Genomic DNA, 18,213 nt, shown 5'->3' on the forward strand with positions numbered 1-18,213 from the left:
CTCGTGGACGCATTGAGACCTGCGTTAGGGTACGGGCCCTGAAGTCATTTTTGCGCAACACGCAGGGCCGATACCAAGGTCGAAAGCAGAAACAATACCGCCGCGACGCTGACGATCGTCGGACCGGTCGGGGTGTTGAACCGGTAGGCCGCCAGAAGTCCGGCCAGGGAAGCCAGCCCCCCGATCAGGCCCGCAATCACCGCCAGCGCCTCCGGCGTCCTGCTGAACGGCCGTGCCGTTGCCGCCGGAACGATCAGCATGGCCGCGATCAGCAGAACCCCGACGACCTTGATCGCGACCGCGACGACGATCGCGAGAGCAACGATCAAAACCAACTGCTCCCGTTTCGGGTCCACTCCCGCCGCATAGGCAAGATCCTGGTTGAGAGTTGCCGTCAAAAGGGCCGACCAGCGCCAGCCGATCAGGATCAGGACCAACACGGCTCCGCTCCAAATGATGGCAAGGTCATAGGGCCGGACGGCCAGGATATCGCCGAAGAGATAGGCCATGAGGTCGATACGCACACCGCTCACGAACGAAACGGCCACCAGTCCGACGGCCAGTGCCGAATGCGCCAGAACCCCGAGAAGCGTGTCCATCGCGTAACCCCGGCCGCTCAAGGTCGAGACCGTAAGCGCCATGACGATCGAGACCGTCAGGACACAGGCCAGAACCGAAATGGAAAGGGCCAGAGAGATCGCGACGCCCAGGATCGCCGCATGCGCGGTCGCGTCGCCAAAATAGGCCATTCGTCTCCAGACCACGAAACATCCAAGCGGCGCGGCCGCGAGCGCCACCCCCAGACCGGCCAGCGCGGCCCGCACCATGAAATCGTCAAGCATTACTGTGCCGCCTCCGGCCGTTCTCCCGTGTCATCGCAAAGGTGATCGTGCCGATGACCGTGATGGTGTCTGTAAAGGGCAAGAGCCCCTTCCGTTCCTTCGCCGAAAAGCGCCCTGTACTCCGGCGCCGACGCCACCTGTTCGGGCTCTCCCTGACAGCAGATGTGACCGTTCAGGCAAATGACCCGGTCGCTCGCGCTCATCACCACATGCAGATCGTGACTGACCATGAGAACGGCGCAACCGAAGCTGCGGCGCACGTCTTCGATCTGCCGGTAGAAACGCGCCGTACCGGGCTGGTCGAGCCCCTGCGCCGCCTCGTCGAGAATGAGAAGATCGGGATGGTCTAGCAAGGCCCTCGCCAGAAGAACGCGTTGAAACTGCCCTCCGGACAGACCGGTCATCTGGCGTTCGCCGAGATCCGGCACACCCGCCTGCTCCAACGCAACGCGGACCTTGTCGCGCCCCACCCTGCGCGGCAGTCCCAGAAACCGCTTGACGGTCATTGGCAGGGTCGCATCGATATGCAGCCTTTGCGGAACGTAGCCGATACGTAATCTGTCGCGCCGGTCCACCCGACCGGACGCCGGCTGAAGAGCGCCGACAATGACCCGCAGCAGGGTCGACTTTCCCGACCCGTTGGGACCGACAATGGTCACGATCTCTCCAGGGCAGATTTCGAAGTCGATGTTGTGAAGAACGGTGTTTCCGCCGAGACGAAGCGAAAGGTCTGAAATTTCGACAAGGTTCATGAGGGAGTGGCAGTCTGTCTTGATATGTTATTACGTAACATATACACGTTAAGCGCATGTCACACAATGAGTTGGAGATATTCCATGCGCAAAACTATGCTGGCCGCCGCCGTATCCACCCTGGCACTCACGGCCTCCGCCCGTGCGGAAACGCCGTCGGTTGCGGTCGACATCGCTCCTGTCCATTCGCTTGTCGCCAAGGTTATGGAAGGTGTCGGCACGCCGGACCTGATCGTGCAGCAGGGTGCGTCTCCGCACGGGTATTCGCTTCGCCCGGCCGAGGCGGAAGCACTGGAACACGCGGATATCGTGTTCTGGGTTGGCGAACCCCTGGAACCCTGGCTGGACCGGTCAATAGAGGCCCTGGCTGCTGATGCCAGATCGGTGGAATTGATGGAAACCGAAGGCACGACCGAGCTTGAGTTCCGCGAGGGCGCGACCTTCGAGAAGCACAGCCATGCTCACGGCGATGATCACGACGATCACGACCATGACGAAAAGCACGAAGCACATGACGACCACGATCATGACCATGACGAGAAGCATGGAGCCCACGACGACCACGGTCATGACCATGACGAGAAGCATGAAGCCCATGACGATCATGACCATGAAGAAGGCGAAGACCATGACCACGCCGCGCATGACGGCCATGACGATCACGACCACCATGGCCACGATCCCCATGCCTGGCTCGATCCGGAGAACGCCCGTGTCTGGCTGGACGTGATCGCAGCAAATCTCTCCGAACTGGATCCCGAACATGCGGCCACCTATGCGGCGAACGCGGCTGCGGGCAAAGAAGAACTGGCTGGCCTGATCGGAGAGATCAAAGCAGAGCTTGAAGGCGCCCAGGGCAAGAACTTCATCGTTTTCCACGATGCCTATCAGTATTTCGAAAACCGGTTCGGCATTTCCGCCACCGGCTCGATCAGACTGGGGGATGCATCGGATCCGAGCCCGGCCCGGATTGCCGAAATCCGCGACAAGGTCGCCGATCTGAAGATTTCCTGCGTCTTCTCCGAACCCCAGTTCAACGCGGGACTGGTCGAAACGGTGTTTGAGGGAACCGACGCCAAGATCGGCGTGCTCGATCCGCTCGGCGGCAATCTGACCGTCGGACCGGATCTTTACCCCCAGCTTATCCGCGATCTTTCGGGCAGCATCTCTTCTTGCCTGTAAGACCGAACACCTGGCCTGGAGCGGATTAACCGCTCCAGCACCGCACGCGGCTCAGCGGTGTGAAAACAGTTGCTGAGCCGAAAACCGGCGCATCCCTTTCCCGCCGGTCGCAAACAGGCGGGTCGCACCGGGGACACGGTAAGATCATGCCTCGGGAACCGGCGCAATTTGAGAGTGTACCTGTTCCCGCAGCCTGGCCTGACGGCCGCAGCCTTGCTGCGATGCAAAAAATCGATTAGAAGAACTCCAAATTGATATAGGTCAAATCGCCGGCAGATACTGGCCAGGCGTGACCGTCAAAACAAAACCCAAGAGAATTTGGAGACATTCTTGTCCGTACGTGCCGAGGCCACCGAGCCCGTTCAATCTGTCAAGCTGGATGCGTCCCGCGTAAAAACCGAGCTTCTTGCGGGGCTGACCGTTGCACTTGCGCTGGTTCCGGAAGCTGTCGCTTTTGCCTTTGTTGCCGGTGTGAACCCGCTCGTCGGCCTGTATGCCGCCTTTTTCATCGGACTGATCACCGCGTGTTTCGGCGGGCGTCCGGGCATGATTTCCGGCGCGACGGGTGCGCTGGCTGTCGTCATGGTAACCCTGGTCGCCAACCACGGTGTCGAATATCTGTTCGCGACCGTCGTTCTGATGGGAATTATGCAGATCGGTGTCGGGGTCCTCAAGTGGGGCAAGTTCATCCGCATGGTGCCGCACCCGGTGATGCTTGGCTTCGTCAACGGCCTCGCCATCGTCATCTTCCTCGCCCAGCTCGGACAGTTCAAGGTCCCGGACGGCCAGGGCGGCCTTGAATGGATGAACGGGTCCCAGCTTTATCTGATGCTGGGACTCGTTGCCCTTACCATGGCCGTGATCTGGTTCCTGCCGAAACTGACCACGGCCTTCCCGGCGCCGCTCGCCGGCATTCTTGTCGTCTCGGCTCTTGTCCTCGGCTTCGGCCTCGACACCCGCTCCGTCGGCGATCTCGCCTCGATCTCGGGCGGCCTGCCGGACTTCCATATTCCCATGGTGCCGCTCAATCTGGAAACGCTGGAAATCATCTTCCCCTATGCGGTGATCCTCGCCGCGATCGGCCTGATCGAATCCCTGCTGACGCTCAATCTCGTTGCCGACCTGACCCACACCAAGGGCGGCGCGTCGCGCGAATGCGTGGCTCAGGGCGCGGCGAACGTCGTAACCGGCTTTTTCGGCGGCATGGGCGGCTGCGCCATGATCGGACAGTCCATGATCAACGTGAAGTCCGGCGCCCGTACCCGTATCTCGGGGATTTCGGCGGCGCTCTTCCTGCTGTCCTTCATCGTCATCGCCTCTCCCTTGATCGAACGGATCCCCGTCGCCGCCCTGGTCGGCGTCATGTTCATGGTCGTGATCGGCACATTCGCCTGGGCAAGTCTGAAGATCGTGCACAAGATCCCGTTGACCGACGCCCTCGTCATGGTCGTGGTTACCTGCGTCACCGTCTATTCGGACCTTGCCGTCGCCGTTGTCGTAGGCGTGATCATTTCCGCCCTCGCCTATGCCTGGAACGCGGCCAGCCGCATTGACGCGCGCATCGGCACCAGCAAGGAAGGTTGGAAGGTCTACCGCTTGTCCGGCCCGCTCTTCTTCGGCTCCACCACCGGCTTCACCGATCTTTTCGATCCGGCGAACGACCCGGACGACGTGGTTGTGGACTTCATCGACAGCCGCGTTGTCGATCACTCCGGCCTCGAAGCCATCGATGCGCTGGCCTCCAAATACGAGACTGCCGGCAAGCGCCTGCACCTGCGCCATCTGTCCCCCGACTGCCAGAAGCTGCTCGACAAGGCCGGCAATCTGGTCGAGGTCTCCGTCCTGGAAGACCCTGATTATGAAGTCGCTGTCGACTACGGCCACACATTTGATCCCCAGGAACCGCAAAAGGCCACCTGAGGCCGAGGCAGGACATCCTTTGAGGGTGATTGCACCGGGACCCGCGCCTGTCTGGCCGCGGGTCCTTTCCGTTTCAAAGCGCATCTGCGGCGTAAACGCATTTCCGCATTGCCCTGACAACCGGTCTTTGAAAAAGTCCCGTCATGCACCCGTTCCGAATCCCTACGGGAACGAGTGCGGCCGCCGTGAAACCTGGTCCGGGACAATAACGTGTCAGTCCGCAACAAGCTCTTCATCACCCCGACGCTGTCCACCGTCATCGGCTCCTTCGTCCTGATCACCGCGGCGGCCATCCTCATCATCCAGGTGATCACATCGAACGGTCTCATCCGCCAGCTCGGCGGCGAGATCGTCGACCTCGGACTGGACTCTGCGGAGACCGCTATCGCAGAGCAGCTACACGCCATCACCGAAGCGGCAACCTTCACCGAAAAAGCCTGGTCGCGACACCAGCTCGACTTCAACGATCCGGACACGACACTGACCTACCTCTTCGGCGCAGTCGCTCCGATGGAGCAGGTTTCCTTTCTGGCCATGGTGAACGCGGAAGGAAACGGCGTCTTCGTGGAACGTGGCGAAGACGACGGCACCCTGCTCGGCAACACGATCTCGCTCACGCGCGACACTCCAACACTCACCCCTCTCTTCGAGAAGGCGGCCGGCGCCACCGATGCGTTCTGGAGCGAGGAGATCTTCATTCCCGAACGCGAGCACACCTATTTCATCTACACCCGCCCCCTCATCGAGGATGGCGACTTTCGCGGCAGCGTCTTGATCGGCATGTCGCTGTACCGGATGTCGGAGCTCACATTGCATGTCTCGACCGACGACATCAGCGTGTTTCTCCTGAAAGAGGGGTCGCACGACATGGTCGCGCACCCGAACCTCCACGAACGGTTCCACCACCTGAGCGCCGAAAATCCGCTTCTTTCCATCGGCCGGGTCCCCGACACGTTCCTGAAGGATTACCGGGAGATGACCCGGCTCGACAACGTGGCCTTCGACCTGGCCGAAGACCTCGACCTGCACGAGGGGATCGATGACGACGGACACAAGCGTTTCGTCATCCTGGAAAAGAAAAACGTCAACCTCGAAGGTCTTCCGGTCAGGATCGGCGTGCATTTTCCTGCCGAGTTTCTCGAACAGCCATTCAAGCAGCTCCTGGTCGCGATCGTGACGGGCGCTGGACTGCTGGTGCTGTCTCTGCTCGGCGCCATTGTGCTCGCCCACCGGATCGCCCAGCCGATCAAGCGGGCCGCGCTTGCCGCCAAGGAAGTCGCCGGCCTCAATCTGGATGCCATAAAGCCCCTGCCGGCGAGCGTCATCAGCGAAGTGGACGACCTCTCGACCGGCTTCAACGCCATGGTCGGCGGCCTGACCGCCTTCAATCGTTACGTTCCCAAAACACTGGTGCAGAAACTCTTGAGCGAGGGCCGCGCGGACGCTCCGCCGGAAGAACGCGAGGTCGCCGTGCTGTTCAGCGACATCGTCGGCTTCACCTCCGCGTCCGAAGGCATGTCCGCGACCGAAACGGCCGCTTTCGTCAATCATCACCTGTCCCTGCTCGGTGCGGAAATAGCCAGGCAAAACGGCACCATCGACAAATACATCGGCGACAGCATCATGGCCTTCTGGGGGGCGCCTGAGCGCCTGGACAATCCGGCGGAAGCCGCCGCGCGAGCCGCCCTCGGCATGGCGGCGGCGATCAGGAACGACAACCGGAAGCGGATCGCGGACGGCAAGGCGCCCGTCCACATCCGGATCGGGCTGCATATGGGACCTTTGGTGGTCGGCGACATCGGTGCGCCGGAGCGGGTCAACTACACGGTGATCGGCGATACGGTCAACGCGGCCTCCAGGCTCGAAAGCCTCGGCAAGGAAATCGATCCGGACGCCGATGTGATCATCCTCGCGTCGCGGGAAATCGCCAGAAATCTGTTCGCCGATATCGACTGGGCGGCGATCGGTCCGCATACCGTAAAAGGCCGCAACGAGCCCCTTGAAGTCGTGCGGCTGGTCATCTGACAACTGAGCGGCGCGGCTCCGGACGCCCTACCACTCGACCTGCAACAGCTTCTCGTTCACCGCGTCGACCGCGCGCAGGCGCTCACGCCCTTCCCTGCCGCTTTGCAGCGTTGCCCGCACGACGATCTGGTGGCAGAGCGCCAGTACCGCCGCGTGATTGAACTGCGGTCCGTCGGAATGGGTATGGCAATGGAAATGCCAGCGTGCGTCTGCGTGCCTCGCCATGCTTTCGTCCGAAATCAGCGCAAGTTCGGCGCCGGCCTCGAGGATCGCGTCGAGCAGACGCTTGGTTCCGGCCACCCTCCGCCGGAGCATGATCGCGATGACAAGATCTCCTTTTTGAATCCGCGCAACATGCTCGCCGAGCGTTTCCCCGCCTTGCGGAAACACCACGACTTCCGGGACGATCTTCGTAAGCTGCCAGAAAAGATAATGCGCAAAGGAAAAGCTGATACGCTGGCCGGCGATCCAGACCTTCCGGCTGGACAGGACCGCGCGTGCAAGGTCATCGAGCTCCCCCGCGTTCAGCTTGCCGAAGGTCCTGTCGAGATTGTCCTTCTCCTCGCGCATGTCCAGCGCCAGGGCGGCCGCGTTCGCTTCCGGCTCGGCATGCGCGAAGAATGCGCGAGACCCCGTCGCGCGCTCGTCCCGCACGGCCTTCTTCGCCTTGTCGTAACTTTCGAAGCCGATCCGCCGGATGAAACGTGAGACCGTCGCCTTCGAGACGTCGCACAGCCTGGCAAGCTCCTGGGCATCATAGCTGCCGAGTTCACCGGGAAAGTCCAGAAGGAACTCTCCAAGGCGCCGTTCCGCCGGACTGAGGTCCGTCAGGACCCGCTGGACACGGCTCAGAAAGGGTTCGTCTGGTTCGTGACTTTGAAACTCCGATTTCATACACGCAGTAAACGGTTTCACAACCCAAATGGCAAGAGCAATCGGATGACGGCACATCTGAGGAATGCTCCGAGAAACCTCGAAGCCGGAAAAATCACTAAATTCCGCCATTTTTTCTTAAGTTTCCGCTCAAGCCTTGATCACTGTGATCATATTTTCAGCAACAGGGTTATCTGCCTATATTTTCGCTTGCGCGAATTTTGAAATCATAATTTCATGACGTGGAACTCAAGTTTCTGAAATGGACTTCCCAACTCAGCGGAGTAACGACATGCCTGCAGCTTCCCGACTGACGATTGCCATCCTTGCCGCCGGTGTTGCGCTCGCCGCGCCGGCCGCCGCCGAAGCCGGTTACCCGGAACGGCCGGTTCGTATCCTTGTGTCCTTTCCTCCCGGCGGCTCCAGCGATCTGGTCGCAAGGCTGCTGGCGGAAGAACTGAGCAGCAATCTCGGGCAGCAGTTCGTCGTCGAAAACAAACCCGGCGCCGCCGGCACCGTCGCGGCCACCGAACTCAAGAATGCGGACAACGACGGCTACACCCTGATGCTGTCCAACCTGACACCGTTCAGCGTCGCGCCTACCCGTTTCCCCGACACACCCTATGATCCGGTCGCCGATTTTTCGCACATTGCCTATCTCGGCGCGGTTCATCTCGGGATGTTCGCCTCCCCTGAACTCGGCACCGCCGACATGGCGTCCTTTGTGGAAAAGGCCAAGGCTGAACCAGGCACCATCGACTACGGCTCTTCCGGTGTCGGCTCCTGGGGCCATGTTTTCGCCGTAGCCTTTGAAAACACGGCCGATGTCGAGCTGTCTCACATTCCCTACAAAGGATCGGGCCCGATGCGCCTCGACTTCCGCGCCGACGTCATCCCTGTGATGTTCGACGCCGTGCCGCAGAACCTGCCGAATGTCGAGGAAGGTAACGCCATTCCCCTTGCCGTGAGCAGCCCGGAACGTCTGGACATCCTGCCCGACACGCCGACCTTCACCGAACTCGGTTACGATATTGTCGCCGAGAACTGGCTGGGCATTTCAGGCCCCGCGGGTATCGATGCTGAAATCGTCGACACGCTTCAGGGCGCTCTTGCCAAGGCGCTCAAGTCCGACGACATCGCCAAGCAGTTCGACACCTGGGGCATCGTCCGCTCGGACATGTCGAGCGAAGAGTTCACCGACTATGTCGCGGCTTCGGCCAAGACCTGGGAGCCACTGGTCAAACAGGCGAGCAAATGATGCGCATTACCCCCGTATCCGCCGCCGGAAACGGATTGCCTGAAATCGCCGTCGTCGTCGTCGGCGAGGCCAACGACGAGGGCTTCAACGCCAGTGGTCTTGCGGGGGTGCATGCGGCTGACCGGGACGCATCCGCGAGGCTCAGCATCATAGATGGCCTCACCTACGATGCCGCGGCCATAACGGCGAGCCTCAGAACCGTCCTGCCGGACTTCGACGGGCTCGTTTTTATCGGCGGCCAGGGGGACAGCGTCATGCCGGACCTCTCCCGCGCATTCCCGGACAAGCGTTTTGCCATCGTGCAGGGAAAGGTTCTCGGACCGAACCTCGCCTGCTACGACGTCGCCCAGGAGCAGTCGGCGTTTCTCGCCGGCTGCCTCGCGGCCTGGCAGACACGCACGGGTACCGTGGGGCACCTGTCCGGCCACCGTGTCCGGCCGGGACTGAATGCCCGAGCGGCCTATGTGGAAGGCATTCGCCATGCCGATCCGTCTGTCCGCGTGCTGACCTCCTTTTGCGGCACGCAGGACGACAACGCCGTGACCCGGGTCTGGGCGGGAGCACAGATCGATGCGGGCGCGGACATCATCTTCACCATGCTCAACGGCGCGCGCGCCGGCGCCATCGATGCCTGCCGCGCCGGTTCGGCCTGGCAGATCGGCAATGCGCTGGACTGGGTCGCCCGGGAGCCCGACGTCTTCCTGGCTTCCGCCCTTGCCCGGATCGACCTCGGGGTCGAACGCGCGATATCCGATCTGACAGCCAAAACGCCGCCCCCCGGTGCCGTCTCGCTCGGCCTTGCGGAAGGCGATTATGTCGGTCTCAGTGTCGGCACAAGCGTTCCAAATCACGTCGCGGACCGGCTCCAGGAAGTCACCGAGGCGCTTCGGGACGGCAGGATCGGCTTCCGCACGGATTATGAGGGTCCCGAATTCCAACCGGAGCCGGCCACGGAGGCGCGCTGATGCTTATCCAAAAACTCAAGGCGCAGGCCGGTACGCTTCTCCTCCTGGTCATCGCGCTGACCTTCGTTGCAGGCGCCTTGACTGTGCTTGAACTCGGCACACCACGGCGTATGGGACCTGGTGCCTTTCCGCTGATCGCGGGCCTGATCCTTACCGGACTTTGTGTGGTCACGCTGTTCAGGGACCTTCGTATGCCCGCCGCCTATCAGGTGGCGGACTGGCGGTCGGTCGGCTCCGTCGCCGCTGCCGTCGCGGTTTTTGCCATCGTGACGCCCCTCCTCGGCGTCCTGCCCGCGGCCGGCGCCTGCGCCTTTGCTGCCAGTTTTGCCGTCGGCAGTCTGTCTCACGCACGGCGCGCCGCCCTCGTGACCGGCGCCGTGCTGGGTGTCTGGCTCATTTTCCTTGTCGGTCTGCGGCTGCCGCTTGAGGCTTTCAGGGGGTTCTAAGGCAATGCTGGACAATCTCGCTCTCGGTTATGCCACAGCCACGACGCCTTCGAACCTTTTTTATTGTTTCGTCGGAACCTTCCTGGGCACATTCATCGGCGTCCTGCCGGGATTGGGACCGCTTGCCGCGGTCGCGATGCTCCTGCCCGTCTCTTTCTACCTGCCGCCGGAGACGGCCCTGGTGATGCTGGCAGGTGTATATTACGGTGCCGAGTACGGCGGCTCGATCGCGTCCATCCTGCTCAACATTCCCGGCACGCCTTCCTCCTCGATCACCTGCATCGACGGGTATCCCATGGCACGGCAAGGCCGCGCCGGTGTTGCCCTCCTTATGACCGCGCTCGCTTCCTTCTTCGGCGGCGTCTTCGGCATTCTCGTCATCGCGGGTCTTGCACCCGCCCTCGCAGAATTCGCCCTCCTGCTGCAGCCCGCCGACTATTTCGCCGTCATGCTGCTTGGTCTTGTCGCCGCGTCCGTCGTCAGCAACTCCGGCACCCTGCGGGGCGTCATGATGGTGTGCCTCGGCGTCCTCCTTGGCAGCATCGGCGTGGACATCAACTCAGGGGAGACCCGCTTTACCGGCGGCGTCCAGGATCTGCGCGACGGTATCGGCCTCGTGGTCGTCGCCATGGGGCTCTTCGGCGTGTCAGAAGCGATGATGTCCGCGCGCGGGGCAACACCCTCCTACGCCACCGAAAAGGTCTCCTGGAGTCGTTTTCTGCCGGAGACTGGTGAATGGCTGCGTTCCCTTGCCCCCGCTCTCAGAGGAAGCCTCGTCGGGAGTTTCTTCGGCACCTTGCCGGGCACTGGCCAGACCGTCGCCTCTTCCATCGGCTACGCTTTGGAAAAACGCGTCTCGAGAAACCGCGACCAGTTCGGCAAGGGTGCGATCGAAGGCGTCGTCGTTCCTGAGTCCGCCAACAACGCCGCCGCCCAGACCGCCTTCATCCCGACACTGACCCTCGGCATCCCGGGCAGCACCACAATGGCGCTGATGATCGGCGCCCTGATGATCCACGGCGTCACGCCCGGCCCCCGGCTGATTTCCGAACACCCGGCGCTATTCTGGGGCCTGATCGTCTCGTTTCTCTTCGGCAACCTCTTCCTGCTGGTGCTCAACATTCCCCTGATCGGCATCTGGGTGAAGCTCCTGCAGATCCCGCATTACTTTCTCTACCCGGCCGTCGTGGTTTTGATTTCCATTGGCGTCTACAGCATCGATCACAGCCTGTTCGACGTCTGGACGATGCTCGGCTTCGGTCTGCTCGGCTACATTCTGCGGCTCTACCGCTTCGAACCCGCGCCCCTGCTCATCGGCTTCATCCTCGGCCCCATGATGGAGGAATACCTGAGGCGCGCCATGCTGCTTTCGCGCGGCGATCCACTGGTCTTTTTCGAACGCCCCGGCAGCGCCATCCTGATCGGCATTTCGGCGGTGCTTCTTGTGCTCACAGCCTTGCCGAGGCGCAGGCGCAAGGTGCAAGCCAATGAGGAAGTCGTGGAAAGCCGTTAGCCATCCGCCGAATCGAAGACACGACGTCAAAGCTGACACCGGACTTAACGCCTCAGCACTGCGTGCTCCCTCTCCCATTGGGACAGGTTATCTGGTGCCCTTGGCAAACGCCCAAAGAACATTCGGCAGCTTCCCCGAGTGTCACCCCGGCGGAGCGAAGCGAACAGCCGGGGCCCACTCGCTGATCCTCAAATCGAAGCAGTCGTGATTTTCAAAGAGACTTCGAGTTTCTCTGCTGCTCTGCAAACGAGTAGGCCCCGGGTCTCACTGCGTTCGCCCGGGGTGACACCCGGACAAGCTGCCAGCTCAATGCTCATGCGGCGCGTAGTCGGCCGGATCGACGGTATCAGGCCGCCCGTCCAGCATCAGGCTGGCCTGCCGCACGGGCGTCTCCGAGATCACCCGGCCACCCCGGACGACCTTCAAACGGGTCGCCTTCAGCCGGATCGCCTCGATCGTGTCGCGGGCCTGAAGCAGAACGAAATCCGCCTTGCAGCCCTTCTCCACACCGTAGCCTTCCAGTCCCATCGCCCTGGCCGGATGGGCGGTGACGCAGTCGTAGCAATAGCGGATCGCCTCCCGGCTGGTCATCTGCCCCACGTGCAGCCCCATGCTGGCGACCTCCAGCATGTCGCCGGAGCCCATCGAATACCAGGGATCCATCACGCAATCGTGGCCGAAGGACACGTTGATGCCATAGGCCCGCATTTCCGGAACCCGGGTCTGTCCCCGGCGCTTGGGATAGGTGTCGTGGCGGCCCTGGAGCGTGATGTTGATCAGCGGGTTGGCGATGGCATGCACCTCCGCTTCGGCAATCAGCGGCAAGAGCTTGGAAACGTAGTAATTGTCCATGGAGTGCATCGACGTCAGATGCGATCCGGCGACCCGCCCCTGAAGGCCAAGCCGCTGGGTTTCATAGGTGAGCGTCTCGATATGACGCGACATGGGATCGTCGCTCTCGTCGCAATGCAGGTCGACCATCAGCCCGCGTTCCGCCGCGATCTCGCACAGCCTGGCGACCGAGCTTGCACCGTCCGTCATGGTTCGCTCGAAATGCGGGATCCCCCCGACGACATCGACGCCCATGTCGAGTGCTTTCAGAAGGTTCCTTTCCGCCGTCGGCGAGCGGTAGAGCCCGTCCTGCGGAAAGGCGACGAGCTGAAGATCGATGTAAGGCTTGACCTTCTCGCGGACCTCCAGAAGCCCCTGAACGCCGGTGAGCTTGTCGTCGCAGACATCCACATGGGAGCGGATGGCGAGAAGTCCCTGGGAGACGGCAAGGTCGCAATAGCGCAGCGCTCGCTCCACCACCGCCTCGACCGTCAGGATCTCTTTCAGCTCTCCCCAGAGCGCGATGCCCTCCAGAAGCGTACCGCTCTGGTTCATGCGCGGCAGGCCGAGCGAAAGCGCCGCGTCCATGTGAAAATGGCAGTCGACAAAGGGCGGCGAGACCAGCAACCCGCCGGCATCGATCACCTGCCCCGCTTCGCCCTCAATGCCCTTTTCAACGGCGGCGATCCGCCCTCCGGAACAGGCGATGTCCATGCCCTTGCGGCCGTCGGGCAGCGTTGCGTTCTTGACGAGAAGATCAAAACTCATGGCTCAAGTCTCTGGTTAGCGCTGGCCGCGGAAATAAGGCACGAGCAACGCGCGGGGATAATCGGCGCGGCGCGCGACGACCACAAGGGCGGCGATTGACAGAAGATACGGCATCATCAGGAACACCTGGCCCGGAATGAAGCTGCCGACTTCCGTCTGCAGCCGCACCTGAAAGGCATCGAAGGCCCCGAACAGGAGCGCTCCCAGAAGTGCCTTGCCCGGACGCCAGGACGCGAACACCGTCAGCGCGATGCAGATCCAGCCCCGGCCATTGACCATGCCGAAGAAGAACGCGTCGAAGGCAGACATGGTCAGGAAAGCGCCGCCCAGCGCCATGATGGAAGATCCGGCAACGACCGCGCCGATCCGCAAGCCATAGACGGAGAGCCCCTGGGACTCCACCGCCGACGGATTGTCCCCGACCGCCTGAATGGCGAGGCCGAGCGGCGTCCGGTAAAGCACATAAGCGGTCGCCAGAACCAGAGCGAGCGCCAGAAAGGTCAGCGATGTCTGCTGGAAAAGCGCCGGCCCGATGAACGGCAGATCGGAGAGGACCGGGATATCGAGCGGCTTGAAGGCCTCGATACGCGGCGGTGACGACACATCCGGCAGGGCCGTCCGGTAGGTGAAGTAACTCAAGGAAGTGGCGAACAGGGTGACCCCGATCCCGGAGACATGCTGCGACAACCCGAGCGGCACGGTCAGGATGGCGTGGATCAGGCCGAAAAAGCCGCCGGCGAGCGCCGCGACGAGCACGCCTCCCCAAAGCCCCGCCCCGAGCCAGACCGCCATCCAGCCGGCCATGGCGCCCGCGGTGAAGATCCCTTCGATGCCGAGATTGAGCACCCCGGCCCGTTCGCAGATCAAGGCACCGATCACGCCGAAAATCAGCGGCGTCGCGATCCTGAGCGAGGCCGCCCAGAAATTCGCGGAGAGAAGGATGTCGAGAATTTCGCTCATTCGGCAGCCTCCCGGGACCTGGGCACTCCGATGAACCGAACCCTGAAGCGCAGGAACAGGCCGGAGACGAGCACGCACAAGAGCGCCATGGCGACGATCAGGTCGGCGAGATAATTGGAAACGCCGGTTGCGCGGGACATGGAGTCCGCGCCGACGAAAATGCTGGCGATGAAGAGCGCCGCGAAGACAACGCCGATCGGCGAAAGCCCGGCCAGCATCGCCACCACGATGCCGGAATAGCCGAAGCCCGGCGATAGATCCGCCGTCAGATAGCCCTTCAGTCCTGCGACCTCGCCAACGCCTGCCAGGCCGGCCAGCGCACCGGACAGAAGTCCGACCCGGACGAAAGTCGCCGTCACCGGAATGCCCGCGTGCTTCGCCGCCGCCGCATTTTCTCCGACCGCCCGGATCTCGAAGCCCCAGACGGTGCGTTTCAGAAGAAAGTAGACCCCGAGTGTCGAGACCAGCGCGATCACCAGTCCCCAATGGATGCGCATGCGGTTCATCAGCTTGGGCAGTGCCGCGCCGTCCAGGATCGGTTCGGATTGCGGCCAGCCCATGCCCATCGGATCCTTCATCGGCCCTTCGAGCATCATCTGTACGAAGAGCAGAATGACGAAGTTCAAAAGAAGCGTGGTCACGACCTCGTCGACCCCGAGACGGGTTTTCAGAAGCGTCGGTCCGAGCATGACAAGTCCGCCGGCCAGCGCCCCCGCCAGAACCACCAGCGGGATCAGAACATAGGACGGCCCGGAGACCATGCCGGTTCCGACCGCCACCGCCGCAAGCGCACCCGCATAGAGCTGACCTTCAGCGCCGATGTTCCAGAGCTTGGCCCGAAAGGCGACCGCGGCGGCCAGGCCTGTCAGGATCAGCGGCGTGGCCCGCGTCAGCATCTCGGTGAAGGCGAAAACCGATCCGAAGGCGCCCTTGACCATCAGGCCGTAGGCTTCGAACACGTTGAGGCCCGCAAAGAGCATCGGGACAGAGGCAAGGATCAGGGCAACGACGGCGGCAGCCACGGAAACGGCGATCATGCGCCCGAGCGAGGCCGGTTCCCTGGGTTCGAAACGGATCATGCAGCATCCTCCGCGCCATGTCCGGCCATGCGCAGCCCCAGGGTCCCGCGATCGAGCGTTTCCGTCGGCTCCGCGTTAGAGAGCTCGCCCCGGTGAATGACGGCGATACGGTCGGACAGGCGCATCAACTCGTCGAGGTCTTCGGAAATCAGGATCACCCCGGCGCCCCGCGCCCGGGCCTCGAGAAGACGACGGTGCACATCCGACGTCGCGCCGACATCCAGACCGCGCGACGGCTGGGCCGCAAGCACGACCCTCGGTTCGGTTTCAAGCGTCCGGGCAAGCACGATCTTCTGAATGTTGCCGCCGGACAGAAGCCGCGCCGGACTGTCCTCGCCCTGGCAGCGGATGTCGTAGGCCTTGATCATCTCTTTCGCGCGGGTCCGCATGGCCGCGAAGCGCAGGAGACCGAACCTCTGGTTCTCCGGTTTGCGGATCGATTCAATCGCCAGGTTTTCCGAAACGGTCATCGCTCCGACAATCCCGTCATGGTGGCGGTCCTCCGGTATGCGGGCAAAGCCGAGATCGATCATGGAACGTGCGTGGAGCGACCCGAGCCCCTCCCCCTCAAGTAACAGCTCGCCGGAGCGAACGGGCTCCAGACCGGAGATGACGCGCGCCAGCATGGTCTGGCCGTTGCCGGAGACACCTGCGATCCCGAGGATCTCACCCGCCTTGAGATCCAGGGACACATCGCGCAGCGCGTCGCGCCCACCGCCGGCGGAAACGTTTTTCAGGCTGAAAAGCACCGCGCCGGGTTCCCCCGGTTCGCGCGCCGTCTCGGCGATTTCGTGACCGACCATCAGTTCGGCAAGCTGGCGGCGGTCGCATCCGGACGTCTGCAGATCGGCCACCTTGCGCCCGCCGCGCAGGACAGCGACCCGGTTGGACGAGGCAAGCACCTCGGCGAGCTTGTGGGAAATGAAGATGATGCCGAGGCCTTCCCCGGCGAGTTTCTTCAAGACGGAAAAAAGGGTTTCGGATTCCTGCGGCGTGAGAACGGCGGTCGGTTCGTCCAGCACGAGCACCCGGGCGTCCCGGTAGAGCGCCTTCAGGATTTCGACGCGCTGTTTCTCCCCGACCGAGAGCTGGGAAATCCGCGTGTCCAGATTGACCGACAGCCCGGAGCGGGCCATCAGGTCGTCCAGCTTCTTGCGTGCAGGCGCCCGGGACGACTTGAGCGCGGCAAGAGGCTCGGTCCCAAGCAGGATATTGTCGAGCGCGCTCAGGTTCTCGGCCAGCGTGAAATGCTGGTGGACCATGCCGATGCCCGCTTCAAGCGCCGCACTCGGCGAACCGGGCTCGAGCGCATCGAGCTCCCCGGACGGGTCGGCGACCAGAACCCTGCCTTCATCGGCAACGTAATGGCCGAAGAGAATATTCATCAGCGTGGTTTTGCCCGCGCCGTTTTCCCCGAGCAGGGCCAGGATTTCTCCCTTGCCCAGGTCGAGCGAGACGTCGCCATTGGCCGTCAGCCCGCCGAAACGTTTGGTGATGCCCTCCAGCTTGAGAACAAGCGGGGCCTCTTGTGACCGGACCGTCATTCCACCCTCTAACAACCGGTTGCGCGAAACGGCCGCGCGACACATTCAGGCGCCGCGCGGAGAGCCGGTGGCGCTTGCGCGCCTCCGGCCTTGTCCGATCACATGGTGGATTTCGGCTCGGTGTCGTTGACGTTGACGCGGAAGAGACCGTCCATGATCTCCTGTTCCTTGTCCTTGGCTGCCTTCACCGCATCCGCCGGAGCAAGGCTCTCGTCGACGACAAAGCTGCCGCCGCCGGGGCCCATGAAGCTGAAGGGGCCGTAGTCGGCCGGCTCGAAGCTGCCGCCCTTGACGGCTCCGACCGCCTTGTCGATGGTCGGCTCCATGTGCCAGAGCGCGGAGGACAGGATGGTGCCCGGGTAGTCGCCGGCCGTATCGATGACGTTGCCGATGGCCAGAATGCCCTTTTCCTTGGCCGCGTCGGAGACGCCGAAGCGCTCGGCGTAGAGGATGTCCGCGCCCTTGTCGATCATCGCGAAGGCGGATTCCTTGGCCTTGGGCGGATCGTACCAAGAGTTGATGAAGGTCACGAGGAACTTGACGTCCGGATTGACGGATGTCGCGCCTTCCATGAAGGCGTTCATCAGCCGGTTCACTTCGGGAATGGCGTAGCCGCCGACCATGCCGATGACGTTGGACTTCGTGGTCGCGCCCGCGATCATGCCCGAGAGATAGCTCGGCTCGTGGACCCAGTTATCGAAGACGGAAAAATTCGGCTGGGCCGGACCGAAGGACGAGCCCATCAGGAAGGCCGTGTCCGGATATTCGGCTGCCACCTTGCGCGCGGCGCGCTCCACGGCGAAGGCTTCGCCGACGATCAGGTCCATGCCCTGCTCGGCGTATTCGCGCATGACACGTTCATAGTCGGTGTTGGCGACGTTTTCGGAGAAAGTATAGGTGATCTCGCCCCGGTCCTGCGCGGCATTGAGCGCCTTGTCGATTCGGCTCACCCACTGCTGCTCGACCGGAACGGTGTAGATCGCCGCGACCTTGATCGGATCCGCCGCGACGGCGGCAACCGGGGAAAACCCGGCGGCGGCGGTCAGAGCGAGCCCTGCCGCGAGAACGGCCCTGCGGGCCCTTGAGAACGGTTTTTGAAACGCCATTTTTCACCCCTGGATTTTTAATTGATTAAAAGAGATGACCACAAAACTTGCATGCCCACAAGTTGTGCTGACGTTGTGCCGGACATTTTTTGAACAATTGGGAAAATTTTTCAAACGGAGCCGCAAAGCATGCGTGAACACGTTCAAAC

Annotated in this window: 15 protein-coding genes; 7 read left to right on the forward strand and 8 right to left on the reverse strand. The window is 62.5% G+C overall.

Features of this window, described 5'->3' with window-relative positions; genetic code table 11:
• Positions 1-44: 44 nt before the first annotated feature.
• Positions 45-842, reverse strand: a complete 798-nt coding sequence (locus tag JF539_RS12710) for a metal ABC transporter permease (RefSeq protein ID WP_207141046.1) — start codon at positions 840-842, stop codon at positions 45-47.
• Positions 842-1,594, reverse strand: coding sequence for a metal ABC transporter ATP-binding protein (locus tag JF539_RS12715; RefSeq protein WP_207141047.1), 753 nt, complete (start codon positions 1,592-1,594; stop codon positions 842-844). The genes JF539_RS12710 and JF539_RS12715 overlap by 1 nt, the downstream gene beginning before the upstream one ends.
• A gap of 84 nt (positions 1,595-1,678) precedes the next feature.
• On the opposite strand from JF539_RS12715, the gene JF539_RS12720 reads away from it, so the two are divergent.
• From JF539_RS12720 to JF539_RS12730, 3 genes are all read left to right on the forward strand, one after another.
• A complete protein-coding gene (locus tag JF539_RS12720) occupies positions 1,679-2,776 on the forward strand; it encodes a zinc ABC transporter substrate-binding protein (RefSeq protein ID WP_207141048.1) in 1,098 nt (365 codons plus the stop codon).
• A 330-nt stretch (positions 2,777-3,106) separates the two neighbouring features.
• Positions 3,107-4,696 (forward strand): SulP family inorganic anion transporter, encoded by a 1,590-nt coding sequence (locus tag JF539_RS12725; protein WP_236042482.1) that lies wholly within the window; start codon positions 3,107-3,109, stop codon positions 4,694-4,696.
• A gap of 210 nt (positions 4,697-4,906) precedes the next feature.
• Complete coding sequence (locus JF539_RS12730; RefSeq protein WP_207141049.1) at positions 4,907-6,721, forward strand: adenylate/guanylate cyclase domain-containing protein; 1,815 nt, start codon at positions 4,907-4,909, stop codon at positions 6,719-6,721.
• Positions 6,722-6,748: 27 nt separating this feature from the next.
• Here the strand turns inward: JF539_RS12730 and JF539_RS12735 are convergent, their stop codons facing one another.
• The gene (locus JF539_RS12735) at positions 6,749-7,615 is read right to left on the reverse strand and encodes a MurR/RpiR family transcriptional regulator (protein WP_207141050.1); all 867 of its coding nucleotides are present in this window, start codon (positions 7,613-7,615) and stop codon (positions 6,749-6,751) included.
• A gap of 271 nt (positions 7,616-7,886) precedes the next feature.
• Between JF539_RS12735 and JF539_RS12740 the strand changes: the two genes are divergently transcribed.
• Genes JF539_RS12740 through JF539_RS12755 form a run of 4 tightly spaced genes read left to right on the forward strand, consistent with a single transcriptional unit; the run spans position 7,887 to position 11,776 of the window.
• Positions 7,887-8,852 (forward strand): Bug family tripartite tricarboxylate transporter substrate binding protein, encoded by a 966-nt coding sequence (locus JF539_RS12740; RefSeq protein WP_207141051.1) that lies wholly within the window; start codon positions 7,887-7,889, stop codon positions 8,850-8,852.
• Complete coding sequence (locus JF539_RS12745) at positions 8,849-9,817, forward strand: BMP family protein (protein ID WP_207141052.1); 969 nt, start codon at positions 8,849-8,851, stop codon at positions 9,815-9,817. The genes JF539_RS12740 and JF539_RS12745 overlap by 4 nt, the downstream gene beginning before the upstream one ends.
• Positions 9,817-10,263 carry a tripartite tricarboxylate transporter TctB family protein gene (locus tag JF539_RS12750; protein ID WP_207141053.1) on the forward strand — a complete coding sequence of 149 codons (447 nt, stop codon included), beginning with the start codon at positions 9,817-9,819 and terminating at the stop codon, positions 10,261-10,263. Before JF539_RS12745 ends, JF539_RS12750 begins: the two co-directional genes overlap by 1 nt.
• A gap of 4 nt (positions 10,264-10,267) precedes the next feature.
• Positions 10,268-11,776: a tripartite tricarboxylate transporter permease gene (locus JF539_RS12755; RefSeq protein WP_207141054.1), complete on the forward strand. Its 1,509-nt coding sequence runs from the start codon at positions 10,268-10,270 to the stop codon at positions 11,774-11,776.
• A 306-nt stretch (positions 11,777-12,082) separates the two neighbouring features.
• Here JF539_RS12755 and JF539_RS12760 read toward each other — a convergent pair whose 3' ends face one another.
• The 5 genes from JF539_RS12760 to JF539_RS12780 form a co-directional block, all read right to left on the reverse strand.
• Entirely contained in the window at positions 12,083-13,375 is a 1,293-nt protein-coding gene (locus JF539_RS12760) for an amidohydrolase family protein (protein WP_207141055.1), read from the reverse strand.
• A gap of 15 nt (positions 13,376-13,390) precedes the next feature.
• Positions 13,391-14,335 (reverse strand): ABC transporter permease, encoded by a 945-nt coding sequence (locus JF539_RS12765; RefSeq protein ID WP_207141056.1) that lies wholly within the window; start codon positions 14,333-14,335, stop codon positions 13,391-13,393.
• Positions 14,332-15,414: an ABC transporter permease gene (locus JF539_RS12770; RefSeq protein ID WP_207141057.1), complete on the reverse strand. Its 1,083-nt coding sequence runs from the start codon at positions 15,412-15,414 to the stop codon at positions 14,332-14,334. Before JF539_RS12770 ends, JF539_RS12765 begins: the two co-directional genes overlap by 4 nt.
• Positions 15,411-16,958, reverse strand: a complete 1,548-nt coding sequence (locus JF539_RS12775) for an ABC transporter ATP-binding protein (RefSeq protein ID WP_207141058.1) — start codon at positions 16,956-16,958, stop codon at positions 15,411-15,413. Before JF539_RS12775 ends, JF539_RS12770 begins: the two co-directional genes overlap by 4 nt.
• A 98-nt stretch (positions 16,959-17,056) precedes the next feature.
• A complete protein-coding gene (locus JF539_RS12780) occupies positions 17,057-18,064 on the reverse strand; it encodes a BMP family protein (RefSeq protein ID WP_207141059.1) in 1,008 nt (335 codons plus the stop codon).
• Between the last annotated feature and the right edge of the window lie 149 nt (positions 18,065-18,213).

Source organism: Roseibium aggregatum (assembly GCF_017309185.1).
Taxonomy (GTDB): domain Bacteria; phylum Pseudomonadota; class Alphaproteobacteria; order Rhizobiales; family Stappiaceae; genus Roseibium; species Roseibium aggregatum_B.

What these genes read in the sequence shown, in the direction of transcription:
- JF539_RS12710 (WP_207141046.1), bottom strand. Translation starts at nt 842, where the DNA reads ATGCTTGACGATTTCATGGTGCGGGCCGCGCTGGCCGGTCTGGGGGTG.
- JF539_RS12715 (WP_207141047.1), bottom strand. Translation starts at nt 1,594, where the DNA reads ATGAACCTTGTCGAAATTTCAGACCTTTCGCTTCGTCTCGGCGGAAAC.
- JF539_RS12720 (WP_207141048.1), top strand. Translation starts at nt 1,679, where the DNA reads ATGCGCAAAACTATGCTGGCCGCCGCCGTATCCACCCTGGCACTCACG.
- JF539_RS12735 (WP_207141050.1), bottom strand. Translation starts at nt 7,615, where the DNA reads ATGAAATCGGAGTTTCAAAGTCACGAACCAGACGAACCCTTTCTGAGC.
- JF539_RS12740 (WP_207141051.1), top strand. Translation starts at nt 7,887, where the DNA reads ATGCCTGCAGCTTCCCGACTGACGATTGCCATCCTTGCCGCCGGTGTT.
- JF539_RS12745 (WP_207141052.1), top strand. Translation starts at nt 8,849, where the DNA reads ATGATGCGCATTACCCCCGTATCCGCCGCCGGAAACGGATTGCCTGAA.
- JF539_RS12750 (WP_207141053.1), top strand. Translation starts at nt 9,817, where the DNA reads ATGCTTATCCAAAAACTCAAGGCGCAGGCCGGTACGCTTCTCCTCCTG.
- JF539_RS12755 (WP_207141054.1), top strand. Translation starts at nt 10,268, where the DNA reads ATGCTGGACAATCTCGCTCTCGGTTATGCCACAGCCACGACGCCTTCG.
- JF539_RS12760 (WP_207141055.1), bottom strand. Translation starts at nt 13,375, where the DNA reads ATGAGTTTTGATCTTCTCGTCAAGAACGCAACGCTGCCCGACGGCCGC.
- JF539_RS12765 (WP_207141056.1), bottom strand. Translation starts at nt 14,335, where the DNA reads ATGAGCGAAATTCTCGACATCCTTCTCTCCGCGAATTTCTGGGCGGCC.
- JF539_RS12770 (WP_207141057.1), bottom strand. Translation starts at nt 15,414, where the DNA reads ATGATCCGTTTCGAACCCAGGGAACCGGCCTCGCTCGGGCGCATGATC.
- JF539_RS12775 (WP_207141058.1), bottom strand. Translation starts at nt 16,958, where the DNA reads ATGACGGTCCGGTCACAAGAGGCCCCGCTTGTTCTCAAGCTGGAGGGC.
- JF539_RS12780 (WP_207141059.1), bottom strand. Translation starts at nt 18,064, where the DNA reads ATGGCGTTTCAAAAACCGTTCTCAAGGGCCCGCAGGGCCGTTCTCGCG.